11 protein-coding genes and 1 pseudogene are annotated in these 14,059 nt (G+C 43.3%); 2 read left to right on the top strand and 10 right to left on the bottom strand.

Annotation, left to right across the window (positions count from 1 at the left end; genetic code table 11):
* Positions 1 to 147 precede the first annotated feature (147 nt).
* Positions 148 to 609: a DUF29 domain-containing protein gene (locus B1A85_RS14905; RefSeq protein ID WP_104547699.1), complete on the top strand. Its 462-nt coding sequence runs from the start codon at positions 148 to 150 to the stop codon at positions 607 to 609.
* A 24-nt stretch (positions 610 to 633) separates the two neighbouring features.
* On the opposite strand, the gene B1A85_RS14910 is transcribed toward B1A85_RS14905, so the two are convergent.
* The 6 genes and pseudogenes from B1A85_RS14910 to ligA all read right to left on the bottom strand — a co-directional run bounded on the left by B1A85_RS14910 (position 634) and on the right by ligA (position 9,079).
* On the bottom strand, positions 634 to 1,752 hold the full coding sequence (locus B1A85_RS14910; RefSeq protein ID WP_104547700.1) for a glycosyltransferase: 1,119 nt from the start codon (positions 1,750 to 1,752) through the stop codon (positions 634 to 636).
* Between the two features lie 94 nt (positions 1,753 to 1,846).
* Entirely contained in the window at positions 1,847 to 3,028 is a 1,182-nt protein-coding gene (locus B1A85_RS14915; RefSeq protein WP_104547701.1) for a CdaR family transcriptional regulator, read from the bottom strand.
* Positions 3,029 to 3,604: 576 nt separating this feature from the next.
* Positions 3,605 to 4,831, bottom strand: coding sequence for a glycosyltransferase (locus B1A85_RS14920; protein ID WP_104547702.1), 1,227 nt, complete (start codon positions 4,829 to 4,831; stop codon positions 3,605 to 3,607).
* On the bottom strand, positions 4,828 to 5,808 hold the full coding sequence (locus B1A85_RS26185; RefSeq protein WP_371681677.1) for a glycosyltransferase family 9 protein: 981 nt from the start codon (positions 5,806 to 5,808) through the stop codon (positions 4,828 to 4,830). Before B1A85_RS26185 ends, B1A85_RS14920 begins: the two co-directional genes overlap by 4 nt.
* Before the next feature lie 261 nt (positions 5,809 to 6,069).
* Positions 6,070 to 6,654, bottom strand: a pseudogene (locus tag B1A85_RS26190) (glycosyltransferase family 9 protein); the annotation flags it as partial.
* 385 nt (positions 6,655 to 7,039) lie between these two features.
* A complete protein-coding gene (ligA, locus tag B1A85_RS14930) occupies positions 7,040 to 9,079 on the bottom strand; it encodes an NAD-dependent DNA ligase LigA (RefSeq protein ID WP_104547704.1) in 2,040 nt (679 codons plus the stop codon).
* Positions 9,080 to 9,476: 397 nt separating this feature from the next.
* On the opposite strand from ligA, the gene B1A85_RS14935 reads away from it, so the two are divergent.
* Positions 9,477 to 9,773 carry a hypothetical protein gene (locus B1A85_RS14935; protein WP_104547705.1) on the top strand — a complete coding sequence of 99 codons (297 nt, stop codon included), beginning with the start codon at positions 9,477 to 9,479 and terminating at the stop codon, positions 9,771 to 9,773.
* Between the two features lie 5 nt (positions 9,774 to 9,778).
* On the opposite strand, the gene B1A85_RS14940 is transcribed toward B1A85_RS14935, so the two are convergent.
* From B1A85_RS14940 to rfbB, 4 genes are all read right to left on the bottom strand, one after another.
* Positions 9,779 to 10,822, bottom strand: a complete 1,044-nt coding sequence (locus B1A85_RS14940; protein ID WP_104547706.1) for an iron ABC transporter permease — start codon at positions 10,820 to 10,822, stop codon at positions 9,779 to 9,781.
* The gene (locus B1A85_RS14945) at positions 10,819 to 11,829 is read right to left on the bottom strand and encodes an iron ABC transporter permease (RefSeq protein ID WP_104547707.1); all 1,011 of its coding nucleotides are present in this window, start codon (positions 11,827 to 11,829) and stop codon (positions 10,819 to 10,821) included. Before B1A85_RS14945 ends, B1A85_RS14940 begins: the two co-directional genes overlap by 4 nt.
* Positions 11,830 to 12,135: 306 nt before the next feature.
* Positions 12,136 to 12,531: a hypothetical protein gene (locus B1A85_RS14950; protein WP_104547708.1), complete on the bottom strand. Its 396-nt coding sequence runs from the start codon at positions 12,529 to 12,531 to the stop codon at positions 12,136 to 12,138.
* A 272-nt stretch (positions 12,532 to 12,803) separates the two neighbouring features.
* Complete coding sequence (gene rfbB, locus B1A85_RS14955; RefSeq protein WP_104547709.1) at positions 12,804 to 13,904, bottom strand: dTDP-glucose 4,6-dehydratase; 1,101 nt, start codon at positions 13,902 to 13,904, stop codon at positions 12,804 to 12,806.
* Positions 13,905 to 14,059 lie beyond the last annotated feature (155 nt).

The following is a 14,059-nucleotide window of genomic DNA, read 5'->3' on the forward strand; positions in this document are numbered from 1 at the left end:
CTGAAATACTTCCTTGTCTTACTCGTTATTGATGGATAAAATGTATGTTGGTTTTGACGAGCAACCTTCCACGCCACTTTCTTCAAGATCTGTCTAATATTAGTAGTAAGTTAGTATCCTTTCGCGGATTTCTACTAGGGCTAAATTATGCAATCGATTCAGTTTGGTGAAGCAAATCATAGGCCAGATTACGATACTGACTACGATGCGTGGTTGGCTCGTCAAATACATAGTTTACAGCATGCTCGCTGGCATGAAATTGATGTTCCTCATCTGGTTGAGGAGTTAGAAGGATTGAACAAAAGCAATGAGCGAGAGTTAGAAAGCTATTTAATAGTACTACTCGCGCACCTTCTTAAGTGGGAATATCAACCAGATAAACGTAATGGTAGCTGGGAGGCATCAATCAACAATAGCCGCAATCGAATTGCCAAGTTGTTTAAGCAGCAAAAATCGTTAGAAAAACGAGTGGCTGAATTTATTCCTGAAGCTTATCAAGAGGCTAAAGAATGGGCAAGCAAAGAAACAAAATTAAGAATAGATTTATTTGCCGAACCTTGTCCTTACTCAGTAGAACAGTTACAGGATAAGAATTGGCTACCAGAATAAAACTCGTGCTTTAGATAGTACCAACTAATCTTTAGGACGCGGAACAAATAGCCGAGAAGCCTGTGGTTGACTGACTAGCTTGTGCCAGAGATGTTCGTAGCTACGTGTCATATGTTCTACAGTAAAAGAAGCTTGCGCGATCGCTCTACCTTTTTGCCCAAAATCCAAGCGTAATTCGCTATTATCTCGCAGACGACACAGCGCCGCCGCCAAGCCAGCAACATCATTTTTATTCACTAAAAATCCAGTTTCACCATCCCTTACAGCTTCTGCAACGCTACCAACACGAGTTGCGACTACAGGAAGCATCGCTAGCATCGCTTCTACAATCGCTAGGGGGAAGCCTTCCGATCGTGATGGTTGGACATAAATATCAAATTGTGATAAATAGGGACGGGGGTTATCTAACCAACCGACGAACTCGACGCGATCGCCGATTTGTAAATCAATCGCCAATTTTTCTAATGCTGTTCGTTCGCCACCTTCACCGATAATGACTAATTTCACGCCATCCACCAACGCGATCGCGCGTAGCAGTACATCGTAACCCTTCATTGCATCCAACCGCCCCACGCTACCAATTGTTATCTCTTCAGTCTTGGTGGGAATATGTATAGTATCAGGAACGCCATTCGGAATCGAAAGCACACTATGACGACCGAGGGCGTAGAAATCTTCAAGTAATCTTGCACTTGCTTCACCAACAGCAACGCTAGCATCCACTCGCAAACAAAGTACCCGCGTTCGCCACCACGTCAGCAAATCTGTAGTTCGCAACGGTAGTTGATCGACTCTCACTACTCGTGTATGAGGTAGCATGAGTGCAGCAAATTGTGCGATCGCACCTGCCCAAGGCGTACAAAGATTAATATGCACCACATCAGGATGGATAGCTAAAAATGCCGCTAAATGTGCAGGTAGTGCATATCTTGTACCAGGGATAACATATTTTTCGGCTTGAGGGCGTTTTTGGGCGATCGCGTCAACGACAACTTGAGATGTCCCTAGAATAACGATGTCAATATTATCTGCTACCGTCGCCACTAAGTGACTCAAGCTGATTTCTGCGCCACCAATTCCTGCTGAATCTGTGTAAACAACGACTCGAAGTGGGCGATCGCCATTAAATGTAGCTGATTTCATAATGATACTTATTCATCTATGCTGGTAACTGGTCATTGGTCATTGTCAAAAAACATCTATTACCTATTACCCATTACCCATTACCAAATTATTTCTATTTATCCATAGTGTTATACCCTTGAAGTTTCCTTAGTAGCAGTGCCAACCGAATTTGTACAGCATGATCGAAACAGCGGGGATCTAAGCCTGTTAGCGAAGTTAATTTATCGAGGCGGTAATTCAACGTGTTGCGATGAATCGAAAGTTGTTTTGCGGTTGCAGAGAAACTACAGTTTTTCTCGAAAAATGTTTCGATCGTCATCAGTAATTCTGGTTCAGAGTCTAGCGGTGTGAGTAAATGCTTGGCGAGTTCTACTTTTGTTTGTTCGTCAGCTATACCAATAAATGCCGCAATTCCTAAACGATCCAAGCAATAAACTTGATTATTACCGTTAAAATGATGACCTAGTGAAAGCGCCATTCGCGCGTCTTGGTAAGACCGCGCTAAACCCAGAATACCAGGATGATAGCGACCAATCCCAATACTGACAGCTGCGCCTGTATCATTACGCAAACGCAATAACAGCGAGTCACCTGCACGTTTAAGCGCGGTTAAGTTTGCCCATACAGCGTTGATCGATTCGGTATTTTTGCCATTTTCTGCCCAACTACCTAAATTCTTTGTGTCGCTGGCTTTTAAAACTGCGACTTCGCCATCACCTAAATGGGCACAAATTGTATCGTCGGGCAAATGAAAAAAGCTGACAACACTACTAATTACTAGTTGCGCGAGTCGGTGTTGATGCAATTCAGTTTCTGTGCGATCGCCAACATTGATTAAAATGACCGCGCGCGGAGGTATTAAATTAAGTCCTAACAGTTTTGCCTGACGCAGAATTTCTGTTTCATCGACAATTTGACCGTGAAGTAAGTCATAAATAAACTGATTCTTTAGTACTTGCTTATTTGATTGATGATTCAGGACTGTTGCCTGATTAATGACTAATTCTATTAAGGCTTTTGCTAGACGTGGCGATACAGTTTCTCCGCTAAATGATTGTCCAACAATGACTTCACCTACCTCAGTTTTGCAGTATAAAGGAACGCTTATATAATCATTTGGTTGAGCGGTGCGGTCGAGAATCTTACCTACTCGCTCTAATTCATTGCTAGCGATGATAATATTATTTTGATTGATAACGATCGCCTGCGCATTTAAAAGTTCAGTTACCGTATTAGCAACGTTACGCGCAACTTGAATAAACTGTGTTGTATTAACAGAAAATTTAGTATTCACTGCACGTCTATTAATTAAAAGATTCGAATTTTCTTCGTATTTTCTTACACTAAATATTTGTGGGAGTGGCGCGTTTAATTTTCTTTTTTATTATTCAATATCTACTATAGGTATATCTGCGTCATATTTATGAATCAATTAATACTTTTGTTTGTATAAAACAGCCTTTTACCTATTCTAATAACAATTTTATTTATGTGTAGTGTTATTACGTAGAGGATTGCAAAAAAATATAAAGAAATCCCTAAATAATAAGCCTTTTAAAAAGCTAATTTTAATTGCAACTATCCAAAGGTTTATAAATTACTTTTACCTGCTTTGATATATTACGTATATATAGACTTTTCTGATGTATAAAATACTATAATCATCATTTGATACCATTCTACTAAATGAGAACTATAATTATCTCCTCTGCTCCTAAAGCCCTTCTGCTGCTGAAGCTGCCTCTTTTTAGCCACTTCAAAGTAAAACGGTATGAGTTGTAAGAGTGTTTTACATTAAACTTTACTCAAACACCCGCAAAAGTCCTAGCAAAGGGCTTACAATGTTAGCCGATTAAGAACAAACTTATTTTCAGTTTGCAAAACTAGCTTGTAGCATTTGATAAATATCGAGATGTTGTTTGACAATAAAAGACCAACTAAAGCGATGGGCAAAAAGGCGACCTGTCGTACTGAGGCGATCGCGCAATTGCGGATTGCAAACGAGTTTAAGTAAAGCTTCTGTCAATGCTTCCACATCGCGCGTGGGTATAAATTCTAGTATCTCATCCGACAAATCAGGATCGGGAGGAGTCGCGCGAGTCGCGATCGTGGGTAAACCATGCGCCAGCATTGCGAGTAACGAGCCGCTTTTGAGCGTTACACCATGATTAAACGGTAAAACTCCTATATCAGCACCTGATAGGGAATAAGACGCTGATTTCGTCTCAACGTATCCTGTCATCGCTACTTGGCGAACAAGGTTCAGTTGAGTTATGAGTCCTTGTAACTTATTCCAATACTGCTTTGCTTGTGCTTCCGGTAACGCGAGACTTTCCACACCGCCGATTAAGATCAGCCTAACGTGCGGATTTTGCACGACAACTTTTGCGAAGGCTGATAAGAGATACTCAATGCCTTTGACAGGATGCAGAAAACCGAAAAAGGCAATAACTAAAGCATCTGACGACCAATTATAATGTTGCCGTAGTTGCTGCTTTGCTTGTTGGCGGTCAATCGGCGCGACTTCAATATTTGCCGCGATCGCGATTCGATGTAAACGGTTTGCATAGTGCGGTAAGCGTTGGAGAATCACCTTTTCTGCTGCGGCGTTGGTAGTAATAATTGCATCGCTACCAGTTAATAAAAAACCATCTTCGCGATCCCACCATCGCTGCTTTTGTCCCCATACTTTCAGCCATTCCATCATTTGAGGAGGAATAATCGGGGGTTGCCATTCCCACCAGCCATACTCGTGTACTGTCGTCACAATCGGTTTTCGGTAGCCGCAAATTCGCAACAGAAGAGGTAATAGGAAAATCGCCCGTTCAAAGCTGTATGTTCCGGCGGCGTGTTGAATGTGCAACAGGTCTGTTGGTGTTGCGATGATAGCCTGTACTAGCGGCAATAATTGCGTTAATCCCCAGTCTTTGACAACTCCCCTGACATCAGTTTCATCCGCAGGTGCTGCAACTTTGGTAGTAAGAACAATCGACTCAACGCCGTATTGAGCGAGTTCGCGGCGCAAACACATACTGTAATGAGCAATACCACAGCGATCGCTTTGATAAGCACCAGTAATCAGCGTAATTTTAGTCATCGACTCAGCAGTTCTAATCCCGCAGCCACAATTTGGGTGGGTGAAATATCCAAACACTCTAATTCATACGGGCAACTAAAGGTATAACAAGGATTACAGACTGTTGGACGACGCAAAATTTTTACTGCTGCATAACGAGGTTGCCATTGACATTCGAGTTCGGTTCCCGCAAAGAGAACCACGCTAGGAGTATTCGTAGCATCAGCGATGTGCATAGCTGAAGTATTATTCGTTAAAACGAGTCGAGCATGAGCGATCGCCGCAGCAAATTCTGATAAACTTGTTGCACCAATTCTATTAATCGCCCAATCGCCTAAAATGTCGAGTAGCGGATGAGCGCGATCGCTATCTTTAGATGTTCCTGTCACAACGATTGGTAATTTTGTGATTTCAGCAAGTTGACGCGCGGCGATCGCAAAGCGTTGTGTATCGTAGTTACGCGACTCACAACTTGTCCAAGGGTTCAGCAGAATGTAAGGATAAGGAAACGGTGCAGGATCGCAAATGTGTAAGCTTAAACGGCGATCGCTGACTTGAAACCCTACCGATTCAATCAAACGTAAATTGCGCTCGACTTGGTGAATTTCATCCGGTGCAGGAGTGATAGAATTAGTTAAAATCCCCAACCCTGACTCTTTCGATTCGCCCAAGCGTAAGGGGATACCTGCTAGATAACACGCTAAAGCCGCTGGATAAGGACTTTGGCTAAAACTTGTTAAGATAATTGCCGCATCAAACTGCCTTTGACGCAACATCTCAATCATTTCCCACTCTCTAGCCGGATCGAAATCCAAGCGTCCCAAATCTTGCCAAACGACGCGCCAAGGTATGACTTCATCTACCCAAGGTAAAAGCGGTGCAGTTGACGCCCCAGCAGGACTTACCATCAAAGTCAACTTTGCTTGCGGGAGGTTTTCTTTGATACTGCGAAGGACAGGGCTAGTCATAATCACATCGCCAATATTATCGAGTCGCATTACCAAAATGTTGCGAAGATTTTGCCATTGGTTGGTAATTTCTCGATTTACTGGTAGTGTCAGCGGCGATCGCTGTTTTTGTAATAACACTGCGGCTGCACTCAAGACTTGTTGCGGCGTAATTTCTTGCGTACAGCTATCCCACTCAAACGGACAAATCCCACTATACCAGCAACTTTGTTCGGTGAAATTAGCAATATTTCGCTCGCTGCAATCAAGATAACCTTGTAGATTGACATGAGGTGTCGGTTGACCGTAGCGCCCGTGCCAAGATGGACCAAATAACGTAATTGTAGGCACATCCAGCGCTGCTGCAATTCTTGCAGGTCCTGTATCAACAGCAATTGCCAAATCGGCTTGGGCTAAACCTGCTGCCAATTCGCGCAAAGTTCCCCGCTGCCAAACGCGGGTGCTTTCACCGATTTCTTGAGCAATTTCACAGGCAAATTCATCTCCTCCTGCAACAACAATTGTCGCGTTATACTGCTGCTGTAAGGCTTGGGCGACTGTCACAAAATTGACTTTCGACCAGCGCTTAATTTGCATTCCCGCATCAGGAATCAAAAAAACAATCGGGCGGTATGCCGCACCAAACGTTCGTTTAGCTTGCGCTATTTCAGCTTCTAGCAAGTAAATCAATGGCTTGACTTCAGAAATCACCTCCGGTGCAATTAAGCCCTCTTGTTGCAGAATTTGCAAAAAGCGATCGCCCACCAACTGATCGTCAGGAGGGTTGCGCCATAGATTTGTCACAGTACGTTGCGCGCCACTCTCACGAATGATATCTGCAATTCCACCGTAGTTAGTATCAGAAACAACAATATCAAAATGCTGTTGCGCTAGCATTTGGGCGATCGCTTGACGCACTTCACCCTTTTGAGCATAAACAACCTCATAAATCAGAGGGTCTGCTTTGAGTAGTTCGCCATAAGGAGGAAAAGTTAGAACTGTAACCTGAGATTGAGGATAAGTCAGAGCCAGCGCTTTAATAGCAGGTAGCGCAATAATCAGATCCCCAATTCCCCCTAACAACTCCACAAATAAAATTTTCACAGCTTACTACCACTTCAAGCTTGCAGAACTTTATATCCAAACGCAGCAAAACCTCACCTCTATCTTCAGAGCGATCGCATTCAAAGTTACGATCCTTCTTAACTCATACCTCCGACTCCAAATAGCAGGGGGTCAGGCTAAAAGCTAATTATGGAACAAACTTTTACTTTCATTGCTATTAATTGAGGCGATCGGTATTCAATTTTAATAAATTCAAAAATTCTTCCTCAGACAAACAAGGAATACCTAATTGCTGTGCCTTCTCCAACTTAGAACCAGCAGCTTCTCCGACAACAACATAATCAGTTTTTTTACTCACAGACTCTGTCACCTTTCCACCAGCATTTTGAATCAAAGCTTTAGCCTCATCGCGTTTTAAAGTAGGCAATGTTCCTGTAATTACAAAAGTTTTACCACTAAGAGGACTCGCCACAACGGCTGATGTTTCTTCTTGGGCTAATTGTAAACCAGCAGCTTGCAGCCGTTCGATTAAGACTTGATTTGCTGGAATGCGGAACCACTGATACACCGATTGCGCAATTTCTGTACCAATACCATACACAGCGGCGATATCTTCGGGAGTAGCTGCGGCTAACTTTTCGACAGTTGGAAAATGCTGCGTTAAAGTTTGTGCATTTACACTACCAACATGACGAATACCAAGTCCGTATAATACCCTTGACCAAGGTTGTGATTTTGAGTGCGCGATCGCCTGCACTAATTTTTCCGCCGATTTTTTCCCCATGCGTTCTAATGACTGCAACTGAATTGCAGTTAACTCGTACAAATCAGCAACCGAATGTACCAATTCGCGGTGTACTAATTGTTGTACTAACTTTTCACCCATACCATTAATATCCATTGCATCGCGGCTTACCCAATGTTCAATCGCCCCCTTGAGAATTGCGGGACACGAAGCATTCACGCACCGCGTTACTGCTTCACCTTCAGGACGAATCACAGGTTGATTGCATACTGGACAATGTGTTGGCATTTGAAAAGGTACGGTATTGTCAGGGCGTAATTCTTTTAAAACACGCACCACTTCCGGAATAATTTCTCCAGCTTTGCGTACAATCACCGTATCGCCAACGCGAATGTCAAGTTGCGCAACGCGATCGCTATTATGCAATGTCGCGCGCGATACCGTAGTTCCCGCTAATTCTACAGGACGCATTTCAGCGAGTGGCGTCAACGCGCCCGTTCTCCCGACATTGACTGCAATATTTTCAACGCGAGTCGGGGCTTCTTCGGCTGGATACTTAAGCGCGATCGCCCAACGCGGAAACTTTTGCGTAAAGCCCAATTGTTCTTGCAGCGCAAACGAGTTGATTTTGACAACGACACCATCGGTCATATATGGTAAATTCAGCCGCTCTGTATCCCAATATTTGTAATAAGCTGCAACTTCTTCAATTGAAGAACACAGTTCGCGATTAGGATTGACTCGAAAGCCCATCTTCTGCAATAATTCCAACGCCTCCCATTGCGTGCGGGCAATACTCGCATCATCCATTCCTGGAATATGCAGCGTATAAGCAAAAAAATCGAGTCTGCGCTGTGCTACAATTCGCGAATCGAGTTGACGTAACGTTCCAGCAGCTGCATTGCGCGGATTAGCAAATAACTGTTCTCCTGCATTACGCCGTTCTTGATTAATTTGTTGAAATACTTCTAAGGGTAAAAAAGCCTCACCGCGCACTTCCACGCGACTAGGGGGATTTTCTAAATTCAAGCGTAAGGGAATTGAGCGAATTGTCCGCACGTTTTGCGTAATGTCTTCTCCTACAATTCCATCACCGCGCGTCGCCCCGCGTACAAGAATGCCATTTTCATAAGTTAAAGCTAAAGCCGAACCATCGATCTTCAGTTCGCATACGTACTCTGCGGACTCTACCTTTGGGGCGTGACGCTTCCAGCGTTCTTGCCAAACTTTCAATTCATCAATATTAAACGCATTTTCTAAACTATACAGCGGTACGTTATGGCGTACTGAGAAAAATTGAGTTGCTGGTTTTTCCCCGACGCGCTGTGTTGGGCTGTCTGGTGTAATTAACTGCGGATACTGCGTTTCTAGCTGTTGCAATTCGCGGTAAAGCTGGTCGTAGACAGCATCCTCCATAATCGGATTATCTAACACATAGTAGGCATAACTTGCTTTTTGTAGCAATTGCCGTAGTTCTTCTATGCGTTGTTTATCTGGTGTCGGTGGTTGCATAAAACGCGCTCATCGATTGAAATCTCAAGTTTTAGTTTAGCTTCCACGCTTCGAGAGTCTGATTGCCTTTCCTCATTAAGGCGGCTAATAGTTAATGGTCACTGGTGAATCGCCTTTAACTCAGGACTTGCACAAGAGCATGAAAAACGAACCATCAAGGATACATAGACGCGAAGGAGTAGAAGTTTTAGAGAGTTTTTGCGTAAGTCCTATAACTATTGACAGCTTTGAGGGTAAATCTCAACTAGAATAGACTCGCTATATAATTGATGAAAGTGACACTGCTAGTCATGTTTCAAACCTCAGAGCAGTATTCTTATTTATTGTTGACTCCCTGCACATCTTTTAGCAAAAATCAAGTATTCTGCTAGTTATCAAAAATAGACAGGTGTGAATCATGAAGGTTTGGCTAGCTTGCTTTGTACTTTTATTTGCTCTCGCTGAGCTTTTTCAATGGATGAAGCAGTTTTCGCTACCATTGCCGATTTATATTTTGGGTGGTGCGTTTTTAGCGATCGCATCTAACTACGATAAGCTTGGCGGTTTGCGTTTGCTATTACACGATCGCGCATTAATTAATTCTGCAAGTCAACCCTCGATCGCTCAATCAACTGCACAGTCATTACAATCAGTATCAATGACTACCGCGTCAGCTTCTCAACAAATGCAACCACGCGCAAAAGAGCCTAGATAGTATAATTACTTACCACGCTGCTGCACCAACAAATAAATAAAATAAGGCGCGCCAATAACTGCAGTGACGATTCCACAAGGAATTTCAATCGGCGCAAAGAGCGTACGTCCGATGAGATCTGCGACAACCACCAGCATCGCTCCCATCACTCCAGCAACGGGAAGTAGCCCGCCGTGACTCCCACCGACTAACTGACGCGCCATATGCGGAGCCATCAAACCCACAAAACCAATCGCGCCTGCTGTTGCTACCGCAGCCCCAGCCAGTGCAGTACTAATCAGCAATAACCAACCGCGTTGCCATTCAACATGACAGCCTAATCCTGTCGCCAGCTCATCACCTAAAGCTAAAGCGTTGAGTTGTCGAGTTTTAACCAAAGCTAGCGGTGCAAATACTGATAGCCAAGGTAAAAAGGCAAAAACCTGCTCCCAACTACGTCCGTAAACACTTCCTGCTAACCACACTAACGCTTGACTGACGCTGTTGATCTCGCCAAATGTAATCAGCACGCTTGTGCAAGCCCCAATGACCGTTGCCATCCCGACACCAATTAAAATTAACCGTAATGGCGAACTACCTCCTTCCCATGCCAAAAAGTAAATGAGCAACGCAACTGCCAAAGCACCGCCAAAAGCAGAGATTGGCAAGAATCCGACAGGAACGCCAGGAAATAAGACAATTAAACTTACCGCCGCTAAACTCGCACCAGCATTAACGCCAATGATTCCAGGATCGGCGAGGGGGTTACGCGTAATTCCCTGCATAATTGCACCAGAGATTGCTAAAGCAAGTCCCACTAAACTCGCAACTAACGTCCTCGGTAATCGCAGCGTATTAATAACAAATGCATAGTCAGAGTTGTCTCCTAGCCCTAACACAGTTTGAACAACTGCAAGGGGTGGAATCGGATATTCCCCGTGCGCAACGCTAGCAACCATTGCGATCAGCGTTACAAGTAACAACAGTAGCAACACAGTCAAAACGCGCTGCTTAATGCGAAATGATAGCGGTAGCGATCGCGAACGAAATTGTAATGTATTTTGCTTCATTTACTAACTTTCTTCCGAGCAAGATAAACAAAGAAGGGCGCGCCTACTAATGCTGTTACAATTCCTACGGGCAATTCTTGCGGTCGAATAATCAGTCGCGCAATGACATCCGAAGCAAGCAGGAGAATGGCACCAAACACCGCACTATAAGGCAAAATCCAACGATAATCTACCCCAATCAGCAAGCGGACAATATGAGGAACAACTAAGCCAACGAATCCAATTGGTCCTGCGGCGGCGACTGCACTACCTGCTAACAACAATACCGCTACTGCTGCCGTAATTTTGACCCAAGCTGTCTTTTGTCCCAAACCTTTTGCTACATCTTCACCTAAGTTGAGAATATTGATTTGTTGTGCTAAAGCAAGCGCGAGCACTAAACCAATGACGATATAAGGCAACACTTGCGCAATAATTGTATAATCGCGACCGGCAACTGAACCTGCTAACCAAAAGCGAATTTCATCGAGCGTGCGTTGGCTAATAATTAAGATGCCCGTTGTCAGTGCGGAAAGTAAAGCTGCAATTGCTGCACCTGCGATTGTGAGATTGAGTGGTGTAATTCCTCCACGCCCCAGCGAACCAAGGAGGTAAACGCTCACCGCACTTGCGCCCGCGCCGAGAAACGCACACCATACGTAAAAACTCGGTTCGGAAGTTCCAAAAATAAAAATTGCCACAACAACAGCGATCGCCGCACCCGCGTTGATTCCTAAAATTTCCGGATCGGCTAAAGGATTACGGCTAATCCCTTGCATGATTGCACCCGCGATTGCTGTCGCCGCACCCACAAGAATTGCGAGTAGCGATCGCGGTATGCGCACTGTGCGAATAATCAGATGTTCGGTTGAACCATCAAAAACAGCGATCGCCTCATAAATTGTTCTGAGTGAAATGTCGGCTGCACCCAAAGCAATACTGACAAACAGACAAATCATTAATACTCCGATGCTGGCAATTAAGCCGAACAGCGGCGATCTGCTTTTCCAGTTTGATACTTCTGTCATACCTTAGTTTTGCTGCAATATTGCTGCTGAGTCACTGCGATCGCGCCTTAGCTGTGAGTTCCTATTGGCAAGCATCATCGAAACTTGCAACTTATTGGTAAATTCTATCAAGAATCTGATTAAGTTTATTCCTTTTGTCGCACAAATCCTTAACATGCTTAGCAAAAAGGCTCTCCCCAACATCATAAATTAGCAGTTAAGGAGAACTTGAATATGATAGTTTGTTCAAATAGCTGTAGCAATTAAGTGAAATTTAGAACAGAACAAAAACCCAGAGACATTACCTTATGTAGCTTCCATTGAGTACTAAATCAACCAAAAACCTTTTTTTTGCCAGTATTGTTTTTCTAAAATCCGATCTAAGCATTGCTGCGAGATCGCGCATTTCTCAACCAATAATTTGCCCAAAGGTTTCTTGTTGTACTGCTGCTCCTGCAAAAATCGCTCTAGGTCATTGAGAGAAATCAATTTTTCTTGAATGAGTAATTGACCAAGCTTAATCTGTTGCTCTGCTAAAACTCGCTCAAGCGTTTCTTGCGACACTAATTTTTTTTCTAATAATATTTGTCCAAGTTGTTTTTGGCTACGCTGTTGTTCAACTAAGAGAGATTTTAGTTTCTCTTGAGAAATTAAGCCTTTACGGACTAGCATCTCGCCGAGAGCAGCTTTTTCTACTTTTCGCTCAAAAGTTTTAGTAAACATTACTAATTCCCAAACTAACTATGCTAATTAAGCTTCTTAAATAGTTGCGGTTCAGTAGTTAATATAAATACGCTCAATAAGCCAAGCTAGCCTTAAGTTTATCCTTGCTAATCAGTGAAAAACTGACATCAAGATACTTACATTTTTATGATTCCCTTTTTTGAGTAGTTCGTGGTATAGAAATTGTAAATTAAAAATTAAGACTTTGTAAGAAAAGTCTTACTAATAGAAACTAAGAATTTTTTATAAAATGCTACTGTCTAGCTCTAATACTAAGAAAGATAAACTTTATGGTAGTATTCTTGATACTGGTCAGACAGTAAAGGTTTCCACCAATCGCGGTGGGTAAGATACCATTCGACTGTAAGACGCAATCCTTCAACAACAGTTACTGCAGGTGTCCAACCAAGTTGAGTTTTAATTTTAGTTGCATCAATTGCATAACGGCGATCGTGTCCTGGTCGATCTTTGACAAAAGTGATGAGTTCGCGCGCCGGACGGACTGGCAAATCAACGGCTAGTTCATCCATAAGGTCGCATAACATTTGCACTAAGTCAATATTTTTAACTTCATTATTGCCACCAATGTTATAAGTTTCTCCTGGTAAACCTTGATGAATAACAATGCTTAAAGCCGTACAGTGATCGCCTACATACAGCCAATCACGGATATTTTGCCCATCGCCATAGACAGGTAGTTGTTTACCAAGCAAACAATTGATGCACATTAAAGGAATAAGCTTCTCAGGAAACTGATAGGGACCGTAGTTATTCGAGCAATTAGTGATGATTGTTGGTAGCTGATAAGTATGATAGTAGGCACGTACTAAGTGATCGCTACCAGCTTTAGAAGCCGAATAAGGGCTATTAGGTGCATAAGGAGTTTTTTCGGTAAATGCAGGATCGTTAGGATGCAAACTCCCATAAACCTCATCAGTAGAAACGTGAAGAAAGCGGTAATGATCTGGTTGTTTCTGAGTTCGCCAGTGTTGTAAAAATGCTTCGAGCAGCGTGAAAGTCCCAACGACGTTAGTTTGGACAAACGCAGCAGGTCCTAAAATAGAACGGTCTACATGCGATTCAGCAGCAAAATGTGCAATGGTATCAATCGCTTCAGTTTGTAAAAGTTGGTCTACAAGCGCGCGATCGCAAATATCTCCTCGGACAAAGCGAAAATTTTCATTTCCCTCCCAACTTGCTAAATTACTGCGATTGCCTGCATAAGTTAAGGCATCTAGAACAACTACGCGATCGCGAGGATAAGTATGACACCAGTGATGCACAAAATTGGCGCCAATAAAGCCTGCACCCCCAGTCACCAATAACCGCCTTGGTTGGGGAGAGTTTAATTGCTGATTCGCCGCCCTACTCACAAAATCTTCCCTTACTCGATCGAAGATCCCAAATAGTATCACTCCTTGTGCAACACTTGTAAAGCAGATTCGCTTCGATTGCCGTCGAGGCTACCGAACAAATTTGACTGTTCGCAGCGAACAAGATTTATTTCGCCAACTGTCTTTTGCGTCTC

The sequence above is a fragment of the Chroococcidiopsis sp. TS-821 genome (assembly GCF_002939305.1).
In the GTDB taxonomy this organism is placed as follows: Bacteria; Cyanobacteriota; Cyanobacteriia; order Cyanobacteriales; family Chroococcidiopsidaceae; genus Chroogloeocystis.